Source organism: Arthrobacter sp. Alg241-R88 (assembly GCF_900537115.1).
GTDB lineage: Bacteria > Actinomycetota > Actinomycetes > Actinomycetales > Micrococcaceae > Arthrobacter.
In genome coordinates, this window is record NZ_UNRG01000001.1 from 827,320 (window position 1) to 845,024 (window position 17,705).

Below are 17,705 nucleotides of genomic sequence, written 5' to 3' on the forward strand. Positions count from 1 at the left end.
ATCGTGTGGTAACTGCCAATAAGGGTGACCCAAATCATGAAGTGACGCGAAAAGGCCCGAATATGGCGCCTGGCGTGAGGGGAAATAAGGGTTTTACGGCGCCTGCCGGCCGCCCGGGGGGCTGCGGCGGGAGTCGCGGCGGGACAGTCCGGCTCCTGTAGACTGAAATTCTTATGGACAGTAAATCTAGGTGCCGGCCTGGGGGCTGTCAGCGGAGCGCAAAGAGCGCCGCACAGTCCACCCGCAGAGCCGGCAAACCCCGAACACGCGCCCATCACCATTCGCTGGCACAACCGGCGGCAGCTGCAAAGGAAACTGCGTCGGCGTCGGCCGACCACCCTCCGCCGGACCGATATTCCTGGCGCCGCTTCCCGTCTCCAACGCCCTGCCTTGCAGCCACCGCTGTCGGGACGGGATGCTGAATGGAATGGCTTCTCCTCGCAGCTGGTTTGCTGCTGATCGCCGGCACGGGCTTTTTTGTCGCCGTCGAATTTTCCCTTATTGCCCTTGACCAGGCCACCGTCCAAAGGGCCATCGACGACGGCGACGCCGGCGCCGTTCCTTTGCTTGCGTGCCTGAAGTCCCTCTCAACCCAACTCTCCAGCTGCCAGCTGGGCATCACGTTGACCACCTTGCTGACCGGTTACGTGATGGAGCCATCAGTGGGCCGGCTTCTGGAAGCCCCGCTGGCCGCCGTCGGACTTCCCGACGTAGCCGTGGCCTCCATCTCGCTGGTCCTGGCGATGGTAATCGCCACCCTGCTGTCGATGCTCCTGGGCGAACTGGTCCCCAAGAATATGGCCATCGCTCTTTCCTTCCCCGTGGGCCGCGCCCTGGCACGGCCACAGCTGATGTTCACCGCCGTGTTCAAACCCGCCATCGTGGTGCTTAACGGTTTTTCCAATAAGGTCCTGAACGTCTTTGGGCTGGAGGCTAAGGAAGAGATTTCCGGCGCCAGGACACCTGCAGAACTCTCGTCGCTGGTGCGGCGGTCCGCGGAGATGGGTACGCTCGACGCCGGCACGGCCAACTTCGTGGCACGCACCTTGAACTTCTCGACGCGGACGGCGGCCGATGTTATGACGCCGCGCATCCGGGTGGAAACCATCGAGGCGGACCAGCCGGTCTCCGACATCCTTGCTGCCGCACGCCGGACCGGGTACTCACGTTTCCCGATCATCGGTGAATCCGCAGACGACATCAGGGGGCTGGTCCACGTCAAAAAGGCGGTGGCCGTTCCCTGGGACCGCCGGCAAAACCTGGAAGCCGGGGCCATCATGACGGACGTCCTGCGGGTTCCGGAGACCATCCACCTCGACGCCCTGCTGGCGGAACTCCGCGAGGGCAACCTGCAGCTCGCGATTGTCCTGGACGAGTACGGTGGAACCGCCGGCATCGCCACCCTCGAGGACCTCGTGGAGGAAATCGTGGGCGAGGTGTCGGACGAGCACGACAAGGTCCGTCCCGGGCTGCTGCAGAGCGCATCGGGCGACTGGTACTTCCCCGGACTGCTCCGCCCGGATGAACTGTCAGAACAAATTTCCGGCCTGACCGTTCCCGATGAGGCGGCCTACGAAACAGTGGGCGGCTACGTGATGAGCAAGCTCGGCCGGATCGCCATGGTGGGCGACGCCGTCCCCGTGGGCGGCGGAACCCTGAGCGTCACCAGGATGGACGGCCGGCGGATCGACCGGATCTGTTTCCGGCCGGCGGCACCCGAACCGGAGTCCGGGAACAACGACGACGGGACTGAACGATGAGCGACTGGGCCGGAATACTGTGGCTGGTTGTCCTCCTGTTCGGCAACGCGTTTTTTGTTGCCGCCGAGTTTGCGGTGATGTCAGCGCGGCGCAGCCAGATTGAACCGCTGGCCGAAGCCGGCTCCAAGCGGGCGCAAACCACCCTCCGGGCCATGGAGAACGTTTCGCTGATGCTCGCGTGCGCCCAGCTGGGCATCACGGTCTGTTCCCTCCTGATCTTGCTGGTGGCAGAGCCGGCCATTCACCACCTGCTGGCTGTGCCGCTGGAGACGTTGGGCCTGCCGATGGAAGTTGCCGATGTGGCTGCCTTCGCCGTGGCGCTGATGCTGGTGACGTTCCTGCACGTAACCTTCGGCGAGATGGTGCCGAAGAACATCTCGGTGAGCGTGGCCGACAAGGCAGCACTCTTGCTCGCCCCGCCGCTGATGTTCGTTGCCCGGCTGGTCCACCCCGTCATCTCCGTTCTTAACTGGTCCGCGAACCACATCCTCAAGCTGCTCCGCATTGAGCCCAAGGATGAGGTGAACTCCTCCTTCACCCTTGAAGAGGTGCAGTCGATCGTGCAGGAGTCCACACGCCACGGACTGGTGGACGACGATGCCGGGCTCATCACCGGCGCGCTCGAATTTTCGGAGTACAGTGCGGCGGACATCATGGTTCCGCTGGAAAAGCTGGTCATGCTGAAGGCAGCCACCACGCCGGTGGAATTTGAGAAGGCCGTGAGCCGCACCGGATTCTCACGCTTCCCCATGCTTGACGATGACGACCTGCTATACGGCTACCTCCACGTGAAGGACGTCCTGTCCATCCCGGAGGCGGCCTACGAGCACCCCATCGCCGAAAGCCGGATCAGGTCCCTCGCGAACCTGGCCCTGGACGACGAGATCGAAAAGGCGATGTCAGTGATGCAGCGCACCGGTTCGCACCTGGCGCGGGTCATCGGCCCCGACGGCAAAACAAAGGGCGTCCTGTTCCTGGAAGACGTGATTGAGCAGCTAGTGGGGGAGATCCGCGATGCCACCCAGGCCACGGGCGTCCGCAGGCTGGGGCAGCCAAACGGCGCCTGACAGGCCGGGTGCCCCAACGTACGGACAGGGCACCCGGCCTGGCTTATACCTAAATAGGAATCATTCCTATTTAGGTATAAGCTTGAGTGGTTCTTTCCGTTCCACCTGAACTGAGGTTTCCGTGCGCCGTTTCGCCGCTGCCCGAACGTCTTTAGCCGCCCTTGCCGGGCTGGGCCTGATGCTCACCGCCTGCAGCCCGCAGCCCGAGGTGCCGTCCGAAGCTGCGGCCGGAATCAACGTGGTGGCATCCACCAACGTCTACGGGGACATCGCCACAACAATCGGCGGAGACAAAGTCAGCGTTACGGCCATCATCACCAAGACAAGCCAGGACCCGCATTCCTACGAAGCCACTGCGCAGGACCGGTTGGCTGTGTCCAAGGCGGACCTCGTCATCGAAAATGGCGGCGGTTACGACGATTTCCTCCATACCCTGGCGGAGGACAGCAACCTTGACGCAGGCAAGGTGCTGAACGCCGTCGAACTCTCCGGCCTGGCTCACCCGGAGGAAGAGGCCTCGGGCGGGGCCACACCCGCTGAATCGCCGGCAGGGGATGACCACGCGCACGATCACGGCGGGTTGAACGAGCATGTCTGGTACAACTTCGCAGCCATGGGAGAGCTGGCCGATAGCGTTGCCGCCAAGCTTGGTGAGCTGGAGCCTGCATCCGCCACAACCTTCGAAGCGAACGCTGCTGCCTTCAAGTCCGGGCTGGAGGAACTGGCCGGAAAACTTGAAGGGCTGAAGGCCGGAGCGGCCGGGGACCAGGTGGCTGTCACCGAGCCGGTGCCCGTGTACCTGCTCGAAGCTGCAGGCCTGGAGAACGCTACGCCTGAGGACTACACTGCTGCGATTGAGGAAGGCTCCGACGTTCCGCCGGCCGTCCTCAAGGCCGCAACCGACCTGGTGACCTCCAAGTCTGTCCGGTTCCTGGCCTACAACGGGCAGACCGAAGGTCCGCAGACCGAAGCGCTGAAGCAGGCCGCCGAAGTGGCAGGGGTTCCGGTGGTCGATTTCAGTGAAACGCTGCCGGAGGGCAAGACCTACGTGCAGTGGATGACGGACAATGTGAACAACGTCAGCAAAGTTCTGGAGAAGAATAGTTGAAACCCGTGGTCAGCCTCACCGGGGCGTCCCTTGCATTCGGAAAGCGGACGCTCTGGGAGGATCTGGACCTGGAAATCAGGCCCGGCGAGTTCTTTGCCGTGCTCGGCCCCAACGGCAGCGGCAAGACAAGTTTTTTGAAGGTCCTGCTGGGTCTCCAGGACCTGCACCGGGGCAAAGCCAGCCTTGGCGGGCACCCCGTTGAGCGCGGCAGCAGCCTGATTGGCTACATCCCCCAGCAAAAGTCTTTCGCCCGGGATACGCCCATGCGTGCCCGGGACCTGGTGGGCCTGGGGGTTGACGGCCACCGCTGGGGGCTCCGCCTGTCCTCGGCCAAGGCGAACCGCAGGATTGACGAGCTCCTTGAACTGGTGGGGGCAACGGAGTACGCCAAGGTTCCGGTGGGCCAGCTCTCCGGCGGCGAGCAGCAGCGGCTCCGTGTGGCCCAGGCACTCGCCACCCACCCCAAAGTCCTCCTGTGCGACGAACCACTGCTCTCCCTTGACCTGCACCACCAGCAGGCAGTCAGCGCACTGATTAACAAACAATGCCACGAGCAAAACAGCGCCGTGGTGTTTGTCACCCACGAGATCAACCCCGTGATCGACTACGTGGACCGGGTGCTCTACCTGGCCGGCGGGCGCTTTAGGGTGGGCACCCCGGAGGAAGTGATGACCACGGAAGTACTTTCGGATCTCTATGGCAGCCACGTTGAGGTGATCCACGCCAACGGGCGCATCGTGGTGGTGGGCCTGCCGGATGCCACCACGCATCATCACGCGGAAGCCCATGCCCTTGCCGGAGAGGTTGCCTGATGGACGCCGACAGCATTATTGGTGCGATCTTCAGCTTCGAGAACTACGGCGAGTTGCTGGTCCTGGTCCAGAACTCGATTTGGGCAGGAGCAGTCCTGGGCCTGCTCGGCGGGCTGGTGGGGACGTTCGTTATGAAGCGCGACCTGGCGTTTGCCGTGCACGGAATTTCCGAACTGTCCTTCGCCGGCGCCGCCTTTGCCCTGCTGATCGGGGCTGACATCGTTTTTGGTTCCCTGATCGGCTCTGTGGCCGCAGCGCTGCTGCTGGGCCTGATGGGGGTAAGGGCCAGGGACAAGAACTCAATCATCGGCGTGATTATGCCGTTCGGGCTCGGCCTCGGGATCCTGTTCCTGTCCCTGTATGAGGGCCGCGCGGCGAACAAGTTTGGACTTTTGACCGGGCAGATCGTTTCGGTTGACACCGTGCAGCTTCAGGCCCTGGCCGGAACCGCGGTGGTGGTGATGGTGGTCCTCGGGGCCATCTGGCGGCCACTGAACTTTGCCAGTGTGGATCCGGAACTGGCCGAGGCCCGGGGCGTTCCTGTCCGGACGCTCGCCATCGTTTTTATGGTCCTGCTGGGAATCAGTGTGGCTCTTTCCATCCAGGTGGTGGGAGCCCTGCTCGTGCTCGCACTCCTGATCACACCGGCTGCCGCCGCCCTGCGGGTGACTTCCTCTCCGGTAGCGGTGGTCGTGCTCAGCGTGGCGTTCGCCATGACGGCGACCGTCGGCGGAATCCTGCTGGCCCTTGGCGGCCGCATCCCTATCAGCCCCTACGTCACCACGTTGTCGTTCCTGATCTATGTGGTATGCCGCGTGATCGGGTCCGTCCGGTCCTCCCGGGGCATCAACGGCAGGGTACTACAGGCGCACTGATCCTGCTAAGCACTTGCCCTCCATCCGCACGGGGCCAGCAGCAGGGAGAGCTCCCGACGCCGGGCCCTCCTAAAGCTTGCCGGCGGCCCTGAGTGCCGAGCAGTCCGGGCACAACCCAAAGATCTCGACCGTGTGCGCTACCTCGGTGTACCCGTGTTCGCTGGCTGTGCGGGCTGCCCACGTTTCCACGGCCGGAGCTTCCACCTCGACGGCTTTGCCGCAGTTCCGGCACAGGAGGTGGTGGTGGTGGCCGGTGACGGCACAGCGGCGGTATACCGCTTCGCCTTCGCCATTGCGCAGTACGTCCACCAGCCCCTCGTCGGCAAGGGATTGGAGGATCCGGTAGGCCGTGGCGAGGGACACCGATACGCCCTGGTTCTGCAGGATGCGGTAGAGCTCCTGCGTGCTGACAAAATCGTCCAGTTCATCAAGGGCTGCGCTCACCGCCAGCCTCTGCTTGGTGACGCGCTGTTCCTTGCCGGCAGCAGGACCGGACGCTCCGGCAGAACCGGCAACCGCCCGTGTGGTGCCGCCCGAAGCCGGGGCAGAAGCGGGCTTGGTGGAATCAGCCTTGGTGCCGAACGGCATGGATGAACTCGCTTCCCTCAGGATGGTGGCAAAGATCAAGATTACCAGCCGGAGCTTCGTGGACAGGGGTTCGTGCCGGACCCTAGGCTGGCGCTATGAAGCTGACCAAATACACCCATGCCTGTGTCCGGCTCGAGAAGGACAGCCGGATCATCGTGCTGGATCCCGGGACATTTTCGGAATCGGCTGAGGCCCTGGCAGGTGCCGAAGCAGTGATGGTCACGCACGAACATGGCGACCATATCGACGTTCCCGTAGTGGTGGCTGCCTTAAAGGGCAACACGGACCTGGCCGTTTTTGCCCCTGCCGGCGTTGCCGACAACCTGCGCAAGGAAGCTCCCGAAGCCGCGGCCCGTATCAATACGGTCGACCCCGGGTCATCCTTCGAAGTGGCCGGCTTCGAGGTCCGCAGCTTTGGCGGACAGCACGCCTTGATCCACCCGCAGATCCCCGTTGTGGCCAACGTCGGCTACCTCCTGGACGGAAACGTGTACCACCCGGGCGATTCGTTTGTTATTCCTGACGGCATCAGCGTGCAAACACTCCTCGTTCCCCTTCATGCGCCATGGAGCAAGGCCGCCGAGGTGGTGGACTTCGTGATCGGCGTCCGCGCACCCCGCGCCTTCCAGATCCATGACGGACTGCTCAATGACGCTGGCCTGAAAATTGTGGAGGGCCATGTCAAGAGGCTCGGCGCCAAATACGGTACGGAGTATCAGCACCTGGCCGCACGGGAGTCCGTGGAAATCTAGACCTCTGCGCCGTCCCAGCTGCCGGTGTCGAAGAACCGCCGGATCACCGCTTCATACGGCGCAGGGTCCAAGCCATGCGAAGCCAACCAGTCCGGGTGGTAGTAGTTGCCTGCGTAGCGCTCGCCGCCGTCGCACATGAGCGAGACGATGCTGCCCTTCCGGCCCTCCGCGATCATTCCGGCAATGACCTGCCACACGCCCCAGAGGTTGGTGCCGGTAGAGGGGCCGGCGTGGAGTCCGGCGAGCGCGTGCAGGTGGCGCATGGCGGCGACCGATGCTGCGTCCGGAACCTGGATCATGTGGTCGATCACGGATGGCACGAAGCTGGGCTCCATCCTCGGCCGGCCGATGCCCTCGATCCTGGATGGCAGGCCGGTGGCCGGGCCGGAGGTGTTACCGCGCCAGCCCGGGTAGAAGGCTGAGTTCTCCGGGTCCACCACCAGAAGCCGCGTGGGATGGCTGTGGTAACGGAGGTACCTCCCGATCGTTGCGCTGGTGCCGCCCGTCCCTGCGCCCACTACAATCCAGTCCGGGATGGGATGTTCCTCCAGTTCGAGCTGGCCGAAGATGGACTCCGCGATGTTGTTGTTTCCGCGCCAGTCCGTTGCCCGCTCCGCGTAGGTGAACTGGTCCATGTAGTGCCCGCCGCAGGTGGCGGCGACTTCCTCCGCCGTCGCATAGACCTCGGAGGCGTGGTCCACCAGGAGGCATGCGCCGCCGAACTGCTCGATCAGGGCAATTTTTTCGGCGCTGGTGGTGCGCGCCATGACGGCGATGAACGGCAGCCCCAGGAGCTGGGCAAAATACGCTTCGGACACGGCGGTGCTGCCGCTGGAGGCCTCAACAATGGTGGTGTCTTCCCTGATCCAGCCGTTGACCAGCCCGAACAGGAACAGGGAGCGCGCCAGCCGGTGTTTGAGGGAGCCGGTACGGTGCGTGGACTCATCCTTCAAATAGAGCTGTACACCCCAGTGCTCCGGGAGGGGCACCGAGTAGAGGTGTGTATCTGCGGAGCGGTTGTTTTCTGCCGTGATTTTCCGGATGGCTTCATCGGCCCAGTCCCGGCCCGCGGTGCGCTCGATCTTCACCGCACCAGCCTACCCGCGGCCGCCGGAGCTGCCGTTAGAGTGGGAGCGTTGGCTGCCCACCGGAAGGAGCACGATGAATCCCCTCATGGATGTTTCGGCGCTGGAAAAGCGCCTGGCTGCCGGCATGCGCACGGTGCTGCTGGACGTGCGCTGGGCGCTGGGGGACCCGCACGGCCACGACCACTACCTGCAGGGGCACCTGCCGGGCGCCGTCTTCGTTGACCTGGCCGCCGAACTTGCAGACCCTGCAGCTTCCGAGCGGGGCAGGCACCCGCTGCCAACTCCCGGCGCCTTGCAGGAAGCGGCGAGGCGCTGGGGCATCACCCGGGGCGATGTTGTGGTGGCCTACGATGACAGCGCCAATATGGCGGCCGCACGGGCGTGGTGGATGCTGCGGAACGCCGGCGTTCGCGAGGTCTACCTGCTCGACGGCGGCCTGGCAGCGTGGCGTGCGGCCGGCTTGCCGATCGACCAGGGCGAGGTCAGGGCCAGTCCCGGTAACGTCACCCTGGCAGACGGACAGATGCCGGTCCTTGGGGCAGCCGATGTAACCGGCTGGTTGGAGGCCGGGATCCTTACGTCTGGTCCAGCTTCGGAGAGAATTCTGCTCGACGCGAGGGCCGGAGAACGGTACCGCGGCGACATTGAGCCTGTTGATCCCCGCGCAGGCCATATCCCTGGTGCAGTCAGCGCTCCAACCACCGGGAACGTGGACGGTGCGGGCCGCTTCCTGCCTCCCGCCGAGTTGCGCCGGCGCTTCGAATCGCTGGGCATCACCGACGACAGCCGGGTGGGCGTCTACTGCGGTTCCGGGGTCACGGCAGCCCACCAGGTGGCAGCCCTTGAGCTCGCCGGATTCCGTGCTGCCCTCTATCCCGGGTCCTTCTCAGAGTGGTCCAGTAATGCCAATTTGCCTGTGGTGACGGGACCGGAACCCGGCGGCGGCGGGCCGGCTGAGTGGAAACATGGCGAGGCTGAAGGGTAGCGTCGCACTATGACTCCTGGACGTCCCGTGCCGCCGCCCCTCGCAAAACCTGTCACCCCCAAACCTGCCGCTCCTGCACCAGCCGGCTCTGGCGTTATTGCCTCCAACGACGGCGTCCTGGCCGCCGCTTACGGTGCAACGTCTCCGGACAGCGGGCTGGTGCCGCTGACCCTTGCCCGGCGCACTCCCGGGGCGGACGACGTCGAAATCGCCATTGAGTTTTGCGGGCTGTGCCATTCCGATGTCCACGCTGTGCGTGGTGAGTGGGGCGGCCAGAGCTGGCCGCTTGTGCCCGGCCACGAAATCGTGGGTACTGTCAGCCGGGTCGGGTCAGCGGTCACCGACTTCGTGCCCGGGGACCGCGTGGGCGTGGGCTGCATGGTGGATTCCTGCCGCGAGTGCGAAAGCTGCCTGGACGGGCTGGAACAGTACTGCGAAAACGGGATGACCGCCACGTACGGTGCAGTGGACCGGCGGAACGGCGGTTCCCTGACGCAGGGCGGCTATTCCTCCTCCGTGGTGGTGGACCGCCGCTATGTCCTTCGGGTGCCTGAATCCCTGGATCCCGCCGCCGTCGCACCGTTGCTGTGTGCAGGGGTCACGACGTTTTCGCCCCTGCGGCATTTCGACGTCGAAGAAGGCGATGTGGTGGGTGTGGTGGGGCTGGGCGGACTCGGCCACATGGGCGTCAAGCTCGCCAAAGCCATGGGAGCCAAGGTGGTGGTGTTCACCACGTCCGAATCCAAGGTGCCGGCCGCCCTTGAACTGGGCGCCGACGAGGTAGTTTTGTCCCGTGATGAGGCAGCGATGGACGCCGCCAACCGCACCATCGACCTGATCATCGACACCGTCGCAGCCCCGCACGACCTGAACCCGCTGTTCCGCACCCTGCGCGTGGACGGTGCACTCTTCCAGCTCGGCCTTCCGTCCGAAGCTATGCCGCCCGTGAACCCTCGGGCGCTGATCCGGCGCCGGATAGCCTATGCCGGCTCCTTGATCGGAGGCATTGCCGAAACCCAGGAAATGCTGGACTTCTGCGCAGAGCACGGCGTTGTTGCGGACGTTGAAGTGGTCCGGGCAGACCAGCTGAACGAGGCCTACGACCGAATGGTCGCGGGCGATGTGAAATACCGGTTTGTGCTGGACACCAGTACCCTGCAGGTGCCCGCCAAGGAGGCAGACGCATGAGCACGCTCTTCACCAGGATCCTGAACGGCGAAATCCCCGGCCGCTTTGTCTGGCGGGAAGACGACGTGGCGGCATTCCTCACCACGGGACCGTTGGCCGACGGACACACCCTGGTGGTCCCCACGGAGGAAGTGGACCGCTGGACCGACGCTTCCCCGGAGACCCTGGCGAGGGTCATGGAGGTGGCCCGGCGGATCGGAGCCGTCCAGGTGGACACCTTCGGCGCGGCGCGGGCCGGGCTGATCGTGGCAGGTTATGAAATCAACCACCTCCACGTGCACGTGTGGCCTTCGAGGAGCATGGCGGACTTCAACTTCGCCTCGGCAGACCAGAATCCGGATCCGAAGGTCCTGGATGCCAATGCCGAGAAACTGCGGGAAGGCCTCCGGGCCGCCGGGTACGGCGCGTTCGTCCCGGCCTGACGGTTTGCGGCTGGCCGTTCCCGGCCTTCTGTTCCCGGCCTAGGCATACTGCCTAGGCCGGGGCCAGCGCCTTGTTGAGCACGGCGCGGATCCGCTTCTCGGATACCGAATAGGCCGTTCCGAGTTCGACGGCGAAGAGGCTCACCCGGAGCTCTTCGATCATCCAGCGGACCTGGGCCAGTTCGCCGCCCGCCCGCCGTCCCGGAAGCAGGGCGGAAACGGCGTCGTCGTAGTCGTCCTCGAGCCGCTGCACTACCGCCATGCTGAGGGCATCGCGCTGGACGTTGCCCGGGAGGCGCTCCAGCCGCTTTTCAATGGCGGCGAGGTACCTGGGGAGCTGGCTGAGCTGGGCATAGCCGGTGCGTGCCACAAACCCCGGGTACACCAAGTGCTCCAGCTGGCTCTTGATGTCATTGAGCGCGCTGATGAGTGCGAGGCTGGTAGTGCCCTTGAGCTGCTTTTCAATTCGCCGGGTAGCGGCAAGGATGCGCTCCACCACGGCGGTCACGCTGAACACGGTATCGATCAGCTCGGCCCGGACCACTTCATAGAGCGCATCGAAGGACTGCCGGTCCCAGGGCAATTCTGCCGGGGTGAGTTTGTCGATGGCTGCCAGCGCGCAGTCGGCAATCAGCGCTGCGACCGAGCCGTGCGGGTTCTGGCTGAATGTCAGCTTCTCGGTGTTGCTCAGGTGCTCCAGCACGTACCGGTCGGGAGCGGGAACGCGCAGCGCCAGCAGCCTGATCACACCGCCGCGCATGGCGTCCTGCTGCTCGTCCGGGGTCTGGAAAACCCGGAGTGCCACCGACTTGCCCTGGTCAACCAACGCCGGATAACCGGTGACAGTGTGGCCCTTGACCATGCTGCTGACCTGGCGTTGGACGGTGCCAAAGCTCCACTCGGTCAGGCCTTCCTGCTCCCGGAATCCGGCGGGGCCGGAGCCGGCCGGGACGTTGGCGGGCGCCTGCACCCGGCGATTCCCGCCGTCGTCCGATGCGCCCCCCGTACGCGCTGCCTTGCTGCGCGGCCCGGTAGAGGCAGGCGTGGCACCGAGGGATTCGGCAATGGCCCGCCGGGTGGCGGGTGCAAGCTGTTCCTGCAGGGCCGCGAGGTCCTTGCCCTCGTCCAGGACCTTGCCCTTGCTGTCCACTACCTTGAAGGTCACGCGAAGGTGCGGGGCCACCGCGTCCCAGTTCCACGAACCGGGCGGGATGATGCTTCCGCGGATGCGGCGGAGCGCAAGTTCGAGGGACGGTTCCAGTTCATCCGAGGCCGGGTCGAAATCGGACTCAAGTACCGCCACTGCCTGCCGGGCTACGTCCGGGGCAGGAACAAAGTTCTTGCGGATCTGCTTCGGCAGGGACTTGATCAGGGCCGTCACCAGTTCCACGCGCTGGCCGGGGATCAGCCACCGGAATGCCTTGTCGTCCAGCTGATTCAGGAAAAGGACCGGCACCTCGGCAGTGACGCCGTCGTTCGGGTTGGGCGGCGAGCCGGGGGCGACCGGGTGGAACTCGTAGGTCAGCGGGAGTTCAAAGCCCTTGTGCAGCCAGGTCTTCGGGTAGGCGGATTCGTCGAGCTCGTCGGCGTCATTGTTGAGGAGGAGCGACTTGTCATAGTCCAGGAGGTCCGGGTTCTGGTGCCGGGCGTCCTTCCACCATTTATCAAAGTGCCGTTCGGACACAACGTCCTGCCCCACCCGGGCGTCGTAGAACTCAAACAGCGTCTCGTCGTCCACCAGGAGGTCCCGGCGCCGCATCCTGGCTTCGAGTTCCTCAACCTCCTGCAGGAGGGCCCGGTTGCGGTGGAAGAACTTGTGGTGGGTTTTCCAGTCGCCCTCCACCAGGGCGTGCCTGATGAAGAGTTCCCGGGCGACCACCGGGTCCACCCTGCCGTAGTTGATCCTGCGCTGGGCGATGATGGGAACACCGTACAGCGTGACCTTTTCGTAGGCCATGACCGCGCCCTGGCGGGTGGACCAGTGGGGTTCGCTGTAGCTGCGCTTGACGAGGTCCGGGGCCACCTGTTCTGCCCAGGCGGGATCGAATTTCGCTGCAACCCTGGCCCAGAGCCGGCTCGTTTCCACCAGCTCCGCCGCCATCACGAAGGTGGGCGACTTCTTGAACAATGCAGAACCGGGGAAGATTGCGAAGCGGCTGCCCCTGGCCCCGGCGTACTCACGCTTGCGCTCATCCAGGATGCCGATGTGGCTCAGGAGCCCGGACAGGAGGCTGATGTGGATGCCGTCGTGGTTGCCTACCGGATCGGCCAGGCGTTTGTTGTCCAGGCTGATGCCCAGGGGCCGGGCAAGCTGGCGCAGTTGGGCAAACAGATCCTGCCACTCACGCACCCGAAGGTAGTTGATGAATTCGGCCCGGCACAGGCGGCGGAAGGCCGACGACGACAGCTCCTGCTGCTTCTCCTGGATGTAGTTCCACAGGTTCAGGAAGCCGGTGAAGTCCGAGTTCTCGTCCTTGAACCGGTTGTGCTTTTCCGCCGCGAGCTGCTGCTTGTCCGTAGGGCGCTCGCGGGGGTCCTGGATGGTGAGGGCTGCTGCCAAAATCATGACCTCACGGACACAGCCGCGTTTTCCCGCTTCCACGATCATCCGGCCCAGCCGGGGATCCACCGGGAGCTGGGCGAGCTTTTGCCCGACGGCGGTGAGCCCGCCGCCGCTTTTCGCGCCGCCCGTGCCGTTCTGGGGCTGTGCGGCAGCCAGTGCGCCGAGCTCGCGGAGCAGTGTGACGCCGTCGTTGATTGCCCTCGTTTCGGGAGGTTCCACGAAAGGGAAGTTTTCGACGTCCTTCGGTCCCCGCGCCACTCCCATGGCTGTCATCTGGAGGATGACGGCCGCCAGGTTCGTGCGCAGGATTTCGGGATCGGTGAAGCGGGGCCGGGACTCGAAGTCCTCCTCCGAGTAAAGGCGGATGGCGATGCCGTCGGACACGCGGCCGCACCGGCCGGAACGCTGGTTGGCCGATGCCTGCGAGACGCGCTCGATGGGGAGCCGCTGGACCTTGGTGCGGTGTGAGTACCGCGAGATGCGCGCGGTGCCTGTGTCGATCACGTACTTGATACCAGGCACTGTCAGCGACGTCTCAGCCACGTTGGTGGCGAGCACGATCCGGCGTTTGTTGCCGGGATGGAACACCTTGTGCTGTTCCTGCAGGCTCAGGCGTGCGAACAGGGGGAGGATTTCAGTTCCGGCCAGCCTTCTATTGGACTGGATCCGGGACTGGAGGGCGTCGGCGGCATCCCGGATCTCGCGCTCGCCGGAAAAGAATACGAGGATGTCGCCGGGTGCTTCCGCAGCGAGTTCATCCACCGCGTCACAGACGGCGTCGAGCGGGTCGCGGTCTTCCTCGAGCTCGTCGTCGGAAGCGTTCTCTTCATCTGTCCCGGCCGGTGCCTGAGACAGTGGGCGGTACCGGATCTCCACCGGGTACGTCCGCCCGGAGACCTCGATGATGGGGGCAGGGACGTCCGGAGTGCCGAAATGGTTGGCGAACCGTTCCGGATCGATGGTGGCGGAGGTGATGATCACCTTGAGGTCGGGCCGCTGCGGCAGGATCCGCTTGAGGTAGCCGAGAATGAAGTCGATGTTGAGGCTGCGCTCGTGGGCTTCGTCAATGATGATTGCGTTGTACTTGCGCAGCAGTTTGTCGCGCTGGATTTCCGCCAGCAGGATGCCATCGGTCATCAGCTTAACCTTGGTGTTCCGGCTGACTTCGCCGGTGAAGCGGACCTGGAAGCCGACTTCCTGGCCGATATCCACGCCTAGTTCCTCGGCGATGCGCTCCGCAACCGTGCGGGCTGCAAGCCGGCGCGGTTGGGTGTGGCCGATCAGGCCGTTTTCGCCCAGGCCAAGCTCGAGGCACATCTTGGGAATCTGGGTGGTCTTACCGGAGCCGGTCTCGCCGGCGATGATGGTCACCTGGTTCGCTGCGATGGCGGCCATCAGGTCTTCGCGGCGCTCGGAGACCGGGAGCTCGGCAGGATAGGAAATGTGAAGTGTCATGGCTGCTGACAGTCTACTGCGGGAGCCCGGGCTTCCCGCCTTCGACTGGTTGCAGCCCTACCCGGTGCTTGGGTGGTTGGGTTGGGTGGTTGGGGCTAGAAAATGCGGAGCGTGTAGTTGGTGCTGGGAAGGTCCAGGGCGGACCAGGCTTCATGCGATTCGACGGGAGGCGTGTGCCCCCGCCCGTCACGCAGGAGGGCCGACACAGTGGCGGCAAATACGAGGAGCAGCAGGACGATGAGGGCGGTTGTGAGGATTTCCATGCCTCCATGCTTCTCCTCTTTGCCATCCAGAAAAAGTGGCAGAAATGCCCAAAAAGGGATAATTCCTGCCACAATGGAAGCATGCTGAAAACAGTAGCCGTCATCGTGGTTCCCAACTTCTCCATGTTCGAATTTGGCACTGCCTGCGAAGTGTTTGGCATCGACAGGTCCGGGCGGGGGAGTGGTGTGCCGGCCTTTGACTTCCGTGTCTGCACACCGGTCCCGGGGGACGTGCCCCTCAAGTCCGGGCTTTCCATGAATGTGAGCCTGGGGCTGGAGGCCACCGCCGATGCGGACCTGGTGATTATGGCTCCGTACGGCCGGGACGATGACTTGCCGGAGTCCGCCCTCCAGGCGCTTCGGGCGGCGGATGCAAGGGGAGCGTGGGTCATGTCCATCTGCTCAGGAGCTTTCGCCCTTGCCCGGGCCGGCCTCCTGGATGACCGCCGCTGCACCACGCACTGGCACTATTCGGGCCAACTGGCTGCCGAATACCCCCGCGTGCACGTGGACGAAAATGTCCTGTACGTGCAGGACGGGAACATCATCTCCTCCGCCGGCACGGCCGCCGGGATAGATGCCTGCCTGCACCTGGTGCGCGTGGAACTGGGAGCGCATGTGGCCGCCGCGATTGCCCGCGACATGGTGGTTCCCCCGCACCGTGACGGCGGCCAGGCACAGTTCATTGACCGGCCCATGCCCACGTGCGGCTCGGCGCCGATGGAGGAACTCCTTCGCTGGATGGTGGAGCACCTGGACCGTGAACACACTGTGGGCGAACTGGCTGCCCGCGTGCACATGTCCGCGAGGACTTTCGCACGGAAGTTCCGGTCGGAAACCGGTGCAACGCCGGCGGCCTGGCTCAATTCCCAGCGGGTGCTTCGCGCCCAGGAACTTCTGGAGTCCACCGACCTGAACATTGACGAGATCGCGCGCGAGTCCGGATTTGGGCAGCCGGTGCTGCTGCGGCACCATTTTGCGAAAGTCCTGGACACCAGCCCGCAGTCCTACCGGCGAGCCTTCCGCGGACAGCTGGCAGAGGTTGGTTAGCTCCGGGCTTTACGTATCCGGCCGCTGTGCCGCGCGTGACTCCTCAGCGGCTGCCCGCGTGGTGTCCACCAGCACCCGCCAGGGACCGGTGACTGCCTGCTCCGGCAGGGCTGCCCGGTGCTGGCCCGCACGGATGGAGTAGATGAACCGATCCGGCTGGGACCCTGAGTATTCCGCCGCGGCGGCTCGCGGTGTCCTGGGTACGGCGTCCCAAGGGCATGCTTCGACGATGGGCTGCCATTGATTTCTGGCCTTTTCGGACTCGGCGTTTACCGTCCAAACCCTAGTCATCGCCGCGATGCCGCCGGTGCGCTCCACACTGATCTTCATGGCCTGGTTCCTGGCTGGTTCGAGCCTGGTGGCCCAAAGTACGGCAGCCAGGCGACCCGTTAAAGCTTGACCTTCACAGTTTCCCACGCGTTCCGCACGGCGTCATGCTCTTTTGAGTCAGAACCGAAAAGCTCCGCGGCCGTAGCCGCCGTGGCGCGCGCGAATACGGTGAAGGTCGCGCCGGTGGGCAAATCGCCGCTGGTGAGCGTCTCGTACCAAATGCGCCCGGGGGAGTCCCAGGCGTTCCCGCCCAGCGTTTCCGCCACCAGGTAGAACGCCCGGTTCGGAATGCCCGAGTTGATGTGGACACCACCATTGTCGGCGCTGGTTCTCACGTAAGAGTCCATGGAATCCGGCTGGGGATCCTTGCCCAGCACGTCGTCGTCGTACGCGGTTCCCGGGGCTTTCATGGAGCGCAGGGCGCGCCCCTCCACCTGGGGCGTGAACAGGCCCTCGCCTATGAGCCAACTGGCCTCTGCCGCTGATTGGTTCTTGACGTACTGCTCCACGAGGGCACCGAAAACATCCGACATCGACTCATTGATGGCTCCGGCCTGGTTCCGGTAGACCAGCGCGGCCGAGTACTGGGTAACCCCGTGGGCAAGCTCGTGCCCGATGACGCTGATGGACCTGGTGAACCGCTCGAAGACCTCCCCGTCGCCGTCGCCAAAGACCATCTGCGTCCCGTCCCAAAACGCGTTGTCGTAGAGTTTGCCGAAGTGCACCGTGGCGTTCAAAGGCAGCCCCCGGCCGTCGATCGAGTTCCTGCCGAAGACGTCGGCGTAGAGGCGATGCGTGTGGCCCAGCCCGTCATAGGCCTCATCCGTTGCAGGATCCCCCGTGGCGGACTCGCCCTCCTTTCGCACGAGTTTGCCTGGAAGGACTTCTGAACCGCCGGCGTCGAAAACCGAGCGGTTTGAGGGTCCTGGTTTGGCCTGGCGCACTCCCGCCGGGACATCGGGGGCTGCTTGCGTGCGGGCCGCGTGGACCGAGCGGACGTGTCCCAAGGCTTCTTTGGCGGCCCTTGCTGCCGCAGAAAACTCCGGAGCGTCCTGCCTGGCCAGCCGCCTCAACAGGTAGGGCGGAATGATGGAACAGAACGGAACGTGCATGGCGTACCCCCTCAACTTGGTGACTACAGACTACGAGGGGGCACTGACAAAGCGGCGGAGGCGGCCGTTGTGGCTGCATTTGCTGCATGATCACCGGGAGCTGCAGCCCTATGGGAAATTGCCCGGGCAATGAAAAGCACCCCGGTCAGTGGACCGGGGTGCTTCTGGTGATGGTGCCCTCGATAGGATTCGAACCTACGACCTTCTGCTCCGGAGGCAGACGCTCTATCCCCTGAGCTACGAGGGCAATCCGGGGAATCCTGCCGTTGCTGGCGGGACGTCCTAGA

Annotated in this window: 16 protein-coding genes and 1 tRNA gene; 10 read left to right on the forward strand and 7 right to left on the reverse strand. The window is 64.6% G+C overall.

Annotation, left to right across the window (positions count from 1 at the left end; genetic code table 11):
• Positions 1-422 precede the first annotated feature (422 nt).
• The 5 genes from G6R19_RS03795 to G6R19_RS03815 all read left to right on the forward strand — a co-directional run bounded on the left by G6R19_RS03795 (position 423) and on the right by G6R19_RS03815 (position 5,622).
• Positions 423-1,760: a hemolysin family protein gene (locus G6R19_RS03795; protein WP_163162434.1), complete on the forward strand. Its 1,338-nt coding sequence runs from the start codon at positions 423-425 to the stop codon at positions 1,758-1,760.
• Positions 1,757-2,827 carry a hemolysin family protein gene (locus G6R19_RS03800; protein ID WP_163162436.1) on the forward strand — a complete coding sequence of 357 codons (1,071 nt, stop codon included), beginning with the start codon at positions 1,757-1,759 and terminating at the stop codon, positions 2,825-2,827. Before G6R19_RS03795 ends, G6R19_RS03800 begins: the two co-directional genes overlap by 4 nt.
• A gap of 121 nt (positions 2,828-2,948) precedes the next feature.
• A complete protein-coding gene (locus tag G6R19_RS03805) occupies positions 2,949-3,935 on the forward strand; it encodes a zinc ABC transporter substrate-binding protein (protein WP_163162438.1) in 987 nt (328 codons plus the stop codon).
• Positions 3,932-4,747: a metal ABC transporter ATP-binding protein gene (locus tag G6R19_RS03810; protein WP_163162440.1), complete on the forward strand. Its 816-nt coding sequence runs from the start codon at positions 3,932-3,934 to the stop codon at positions 4,745-4,747. The genes G6R19_RS03805 and G6R19_RS03810 overlap by 4 nt, the downstream gene beginning before the upstream one ends.
• Positions 4,747-5,622 (forward strand): metal ABC transporter permease, encoded by an 876-nt coding sequence (locus tag G6R19_RS03815; protein ID WP_163162442.1) that lies wholly within the window; start codon positions 4,747-4,749, stop codon positions 5,620-5,622. Before G6R19_RS03810 ends, G6R19_RS03815 begins: the two co-directional genes overlap by 1 nt.
• Before the next feature lie 69 nt (positions 5,623-5,691).
• On the opposite strand, the gene G6R19_RS03820 is transcribed toward G6R19_RS03815, so the two are convergent.
• Positions 5,692-6,210, reverse strand: coding sequence for a Fur family transcriptional regulator (locus G6R19_RS03820; RefSeq protein ID WP_163162907.1), 519 nt, complete (start codon positions 6,208-6,210; stop codon positions 5,692-5,694).
• A 95-nt stretch (positions 6,211-6,305) separates the two neighbouring features.
• Here G6R19_RS03820 and G6R19_RS03825 point away from each other — a divergent pair, with 95 nt between their 5' ends.
• Positions 6,306-6,962 carry an MBL fold metallo-hydrolase gene (locus tag G6R19_RS03825; protein WP_163162444.1) on the forward strand — a complete coding sequence of 219 codons (657 nt, stop codon included), beginning with the start codon at positions 6,306-6,308 and terminating at the stop codon, positions 6,960-6,962.
• On the opposite strand, the gene G6R19_RS03830 is transcribed toward G6R19_RS03825, so the two are convergent.
• Positions 6,959-8,050 carry a PLP-dependent cysteine synthase family protein gene (locus G6R19_RS03830; protein WP_163162446.1) on the reverse strand — a complete coding sequence of 364 codons (1,092 nt, stop codon included), beginning with the start codon at positions 8,048-8,050 and terminating at the stop codon, positions 6,959-6,961. The two genes, G6R19_RS03825 and G6R19_RS03830, sit on opposite strands and share 4 nt — an antisense overlap.
• A 73-nt stretch (positions 8,051-8,123) precedes the next feature.
• On the opposite strand from G6R19_RS03830, the gene G6R19_RS03835 reads away from it, so the two are divergent.
• From G6R19_RS03835 to G6R19_RS03845, 3 genes are read left to right on the forward strand one after another with little or no spacing between them, the layout of a single operon-like run.
• Entirely contained in the window at positions 8,124-9,035 is a 912-nt protein-coding gene (locus G6R19_RS03835) for a sulfurtransferase (RefSeq protein WP_163162448.1), read from the forward strand.
• A 9-nt stretch (positions 9,036-9,044) separates the two neighbouring features.
• Positions 9,045-10,223, forward strand: coding sequence for an NAD(P)-dependent alcohol dehydrogenase (locus tag G6R19_RS03840; RefSeq protein WP_163162450.1), 1,179 nt, complete (start codon positions 9,045-9,047; stop codon positions 10,221-10,223).
• Positions 10,220-10,645: an HIT family protein gene (locus G6R19_RS03845; protein WP_163162452.1), complete on the forward strand. Its 426-nt coding sequence runs from the start codon at positions 10,220-10,222 to the stop codon at positions 10,643-10,645. Before G6R19_RS03840 ends, G6R19_RS03845 begins: the two co-directional genes overlap by 4 nt.
• Positions 10,646-10,697: 52 nt before the next feature.
• Here G6R19_RS03845 and hrpA read toward each other — a convergent pair whose 3' ends face one another.
• Together hrpA and G6R19_RS20190 are read right to left on the reverse strand one after the other, a co-directional pair.
• Positions 10,698-14,663, reverse strand: coding sequence for an ATP-dependent RNA helicase HrpA (hrpA, locus tag G6R19_RS03850; RefSeq protein ID WP_163162454.1), 3,966 nt, complete (start codon positions 14,661-14,663; stop codon positions 10,698-10,700).
• A 95-nt stretch (positions 14,664-14,758) separates the two neighbouring features.
• Positions 14,759-14,926, reverse strand: a complete 168-nt coding sequence (locus G6R19_RS20190) for a hypothetical protein (protein WP_205484217.1) — start codon at positions 14,924-14,926, stop codon at positions 14,759-14,761.
• Between the two features lie 81 nt (positions 14,927-15,007).
• Here G6R19_RS20190 and G6R19_RS03855 point away from each other — a divergent pair, with 81 nt between their 5' ends.
• Complete coding sequence (locus tag G6R19_RS03855) at positions 15,008-15,976, forward strand: helix-turn-helix domain-containing protein (protein ID WP_163162456.1); 969 nt, start codon at positions 15,008-15,010, stop codon at positions 15,974-15,976.
• Between the two features lie 9 nt (positions 15,977-15,985).
• Here G6R19_RS03855 and G6R19_RS03860 read toward each other — a convergent pair whose 3' ends face one another.
• The 3 genes from G6R19_RS03860 to G6R19_RS03870 form a co-directional block, all read right to left on the reverse strand.
• Positions 15,986-16,306, reverse strand: a complete 321-nt coding sequence (locus G6R19_RS03860; RefSeq protein ID WP_163162459.1) for a protealysin inhibitor emfourin — start codon at positions 16,304-16,306, stop codon at positions 15,986-15,988.
• 59 nt (positions 16,307-16,365) lie between these two features.
• A complete protein-coding gene (locus G6R19_RS03865; protein ID WP_163162461.1) occupies positions 16,366-17,418 on the reverse strand; it encodes a M4 family metallopeptidase in 1,053 nt (350 codons plus the stop codon).
• 171 nt (positions 17,419-17,589) lie between these two features.
• Positions 17,590-17,665, reverse strand: a tRNA-Arg gene (locus G6R19_RS03870).
• Positions 17,666-17,705: the final 40 nt, after the last annotated feature.

What these genes read in the sequence shown, in the direction of transcription:
- G6R19_RS03795 (WP_163162434.1), top strand. Translation starts at nt 423, where the DNA reads ATGGAATGGCTTCTCCTCGCAGCTGGTTTGCTGCTGATCGCCGGCACG.
- G6R19_RS03800 (WP_163162436.1), top strand. Translation starts at nt 1,757, where the DNA reads ATGAGCGACTGGGCCGGAATACTGTGGCTGGTTGTCCTCCTGTTCGGC.
- G6R19_RS03815 (WP_163162442.1), top strand. Translation starts at nt 4,747, where the DNA reads ATGGACGCCGACAGCATTATTGGTGCGATCTTCAGCTTCGAGAACTAC.
- G6R19_RS03820 (WP_163162907.1), bottom strand. Translation starts at nt 6,210, where the DNA reads ATGCCGTTCGGCACCAAGGCTGATTCCACCAAGCCCGCTTCTGCCCCG.
- G6R19_RS03825 (WP_163162444.1), top strand. Translation starts at nt 6,306, where the DNA reads ATGAAGCTGACCAAATACACCCATGCCTGTGTCCGGCTCGAGAAGGAC.
- G6R19_RS03835 (WP_163162448.1), top strand. Translation starts at nt 8,124, where the DNA reads ATGAATCCCCTCATGGATGTTTCGGCGCTGGAAAAGCGCCTGGCTGCC.
- G6R19_RS03840 (WP_163162450.1), top strand. Translation starts at nt 9,045, where the DNA reads ATGACTCCTGGACGTCCCGTGCCGCCGCCCCTCGCAAAACCTGTCACC.
- G6R19_RS03845 (WP_163162452.1), top strand. Translation starts at nt 10,220, where the DNA reads ATGAGCACGCTCTTCACCAGGATCCTGAACGGCGAAATCCCCGGCCGC.
- hrpA (WP_163162454.1), bottom strand. Translation starts at nt 14,663, where the DNA reads ATGACACTTCACATTTCCTATCCTGCCGAGCTCCCGGTCTCCGAGCGC.
- G6R19_RS20190 (WP_205484217.1), bottom strand. Translation starts at nt 14,926, where the DNA reads ATGGAAATCCTCACAACCGCCCTCATCGTCCTGCTGCTCCTCGTATTT.
- G6R19_RS03855 (WP_163162456.1), top strand. Translation starts at nt 15,008, where the DNA reads ATGCTGAAAACAGTAGCCGTCATCGTGGTTCCCAACTTCTCCATGTTC.
- G6R19_RS03860 (WP_163162459.1), bottom strand. Translation starts at nt 16,306, where the DNA reads ATGAAGATCAGTGTGGAGCGCACCGGCGGCATCGCGGCGATGACTAGG.
- G6R19_RS03865 (WP_163162461.1), bottom strand. Translation starts at nt 17,418, where the DNA reads ATGCACGTTCCGTTCTGTTCCATCATTCCGCCCTACCTGTTGAGGCGG.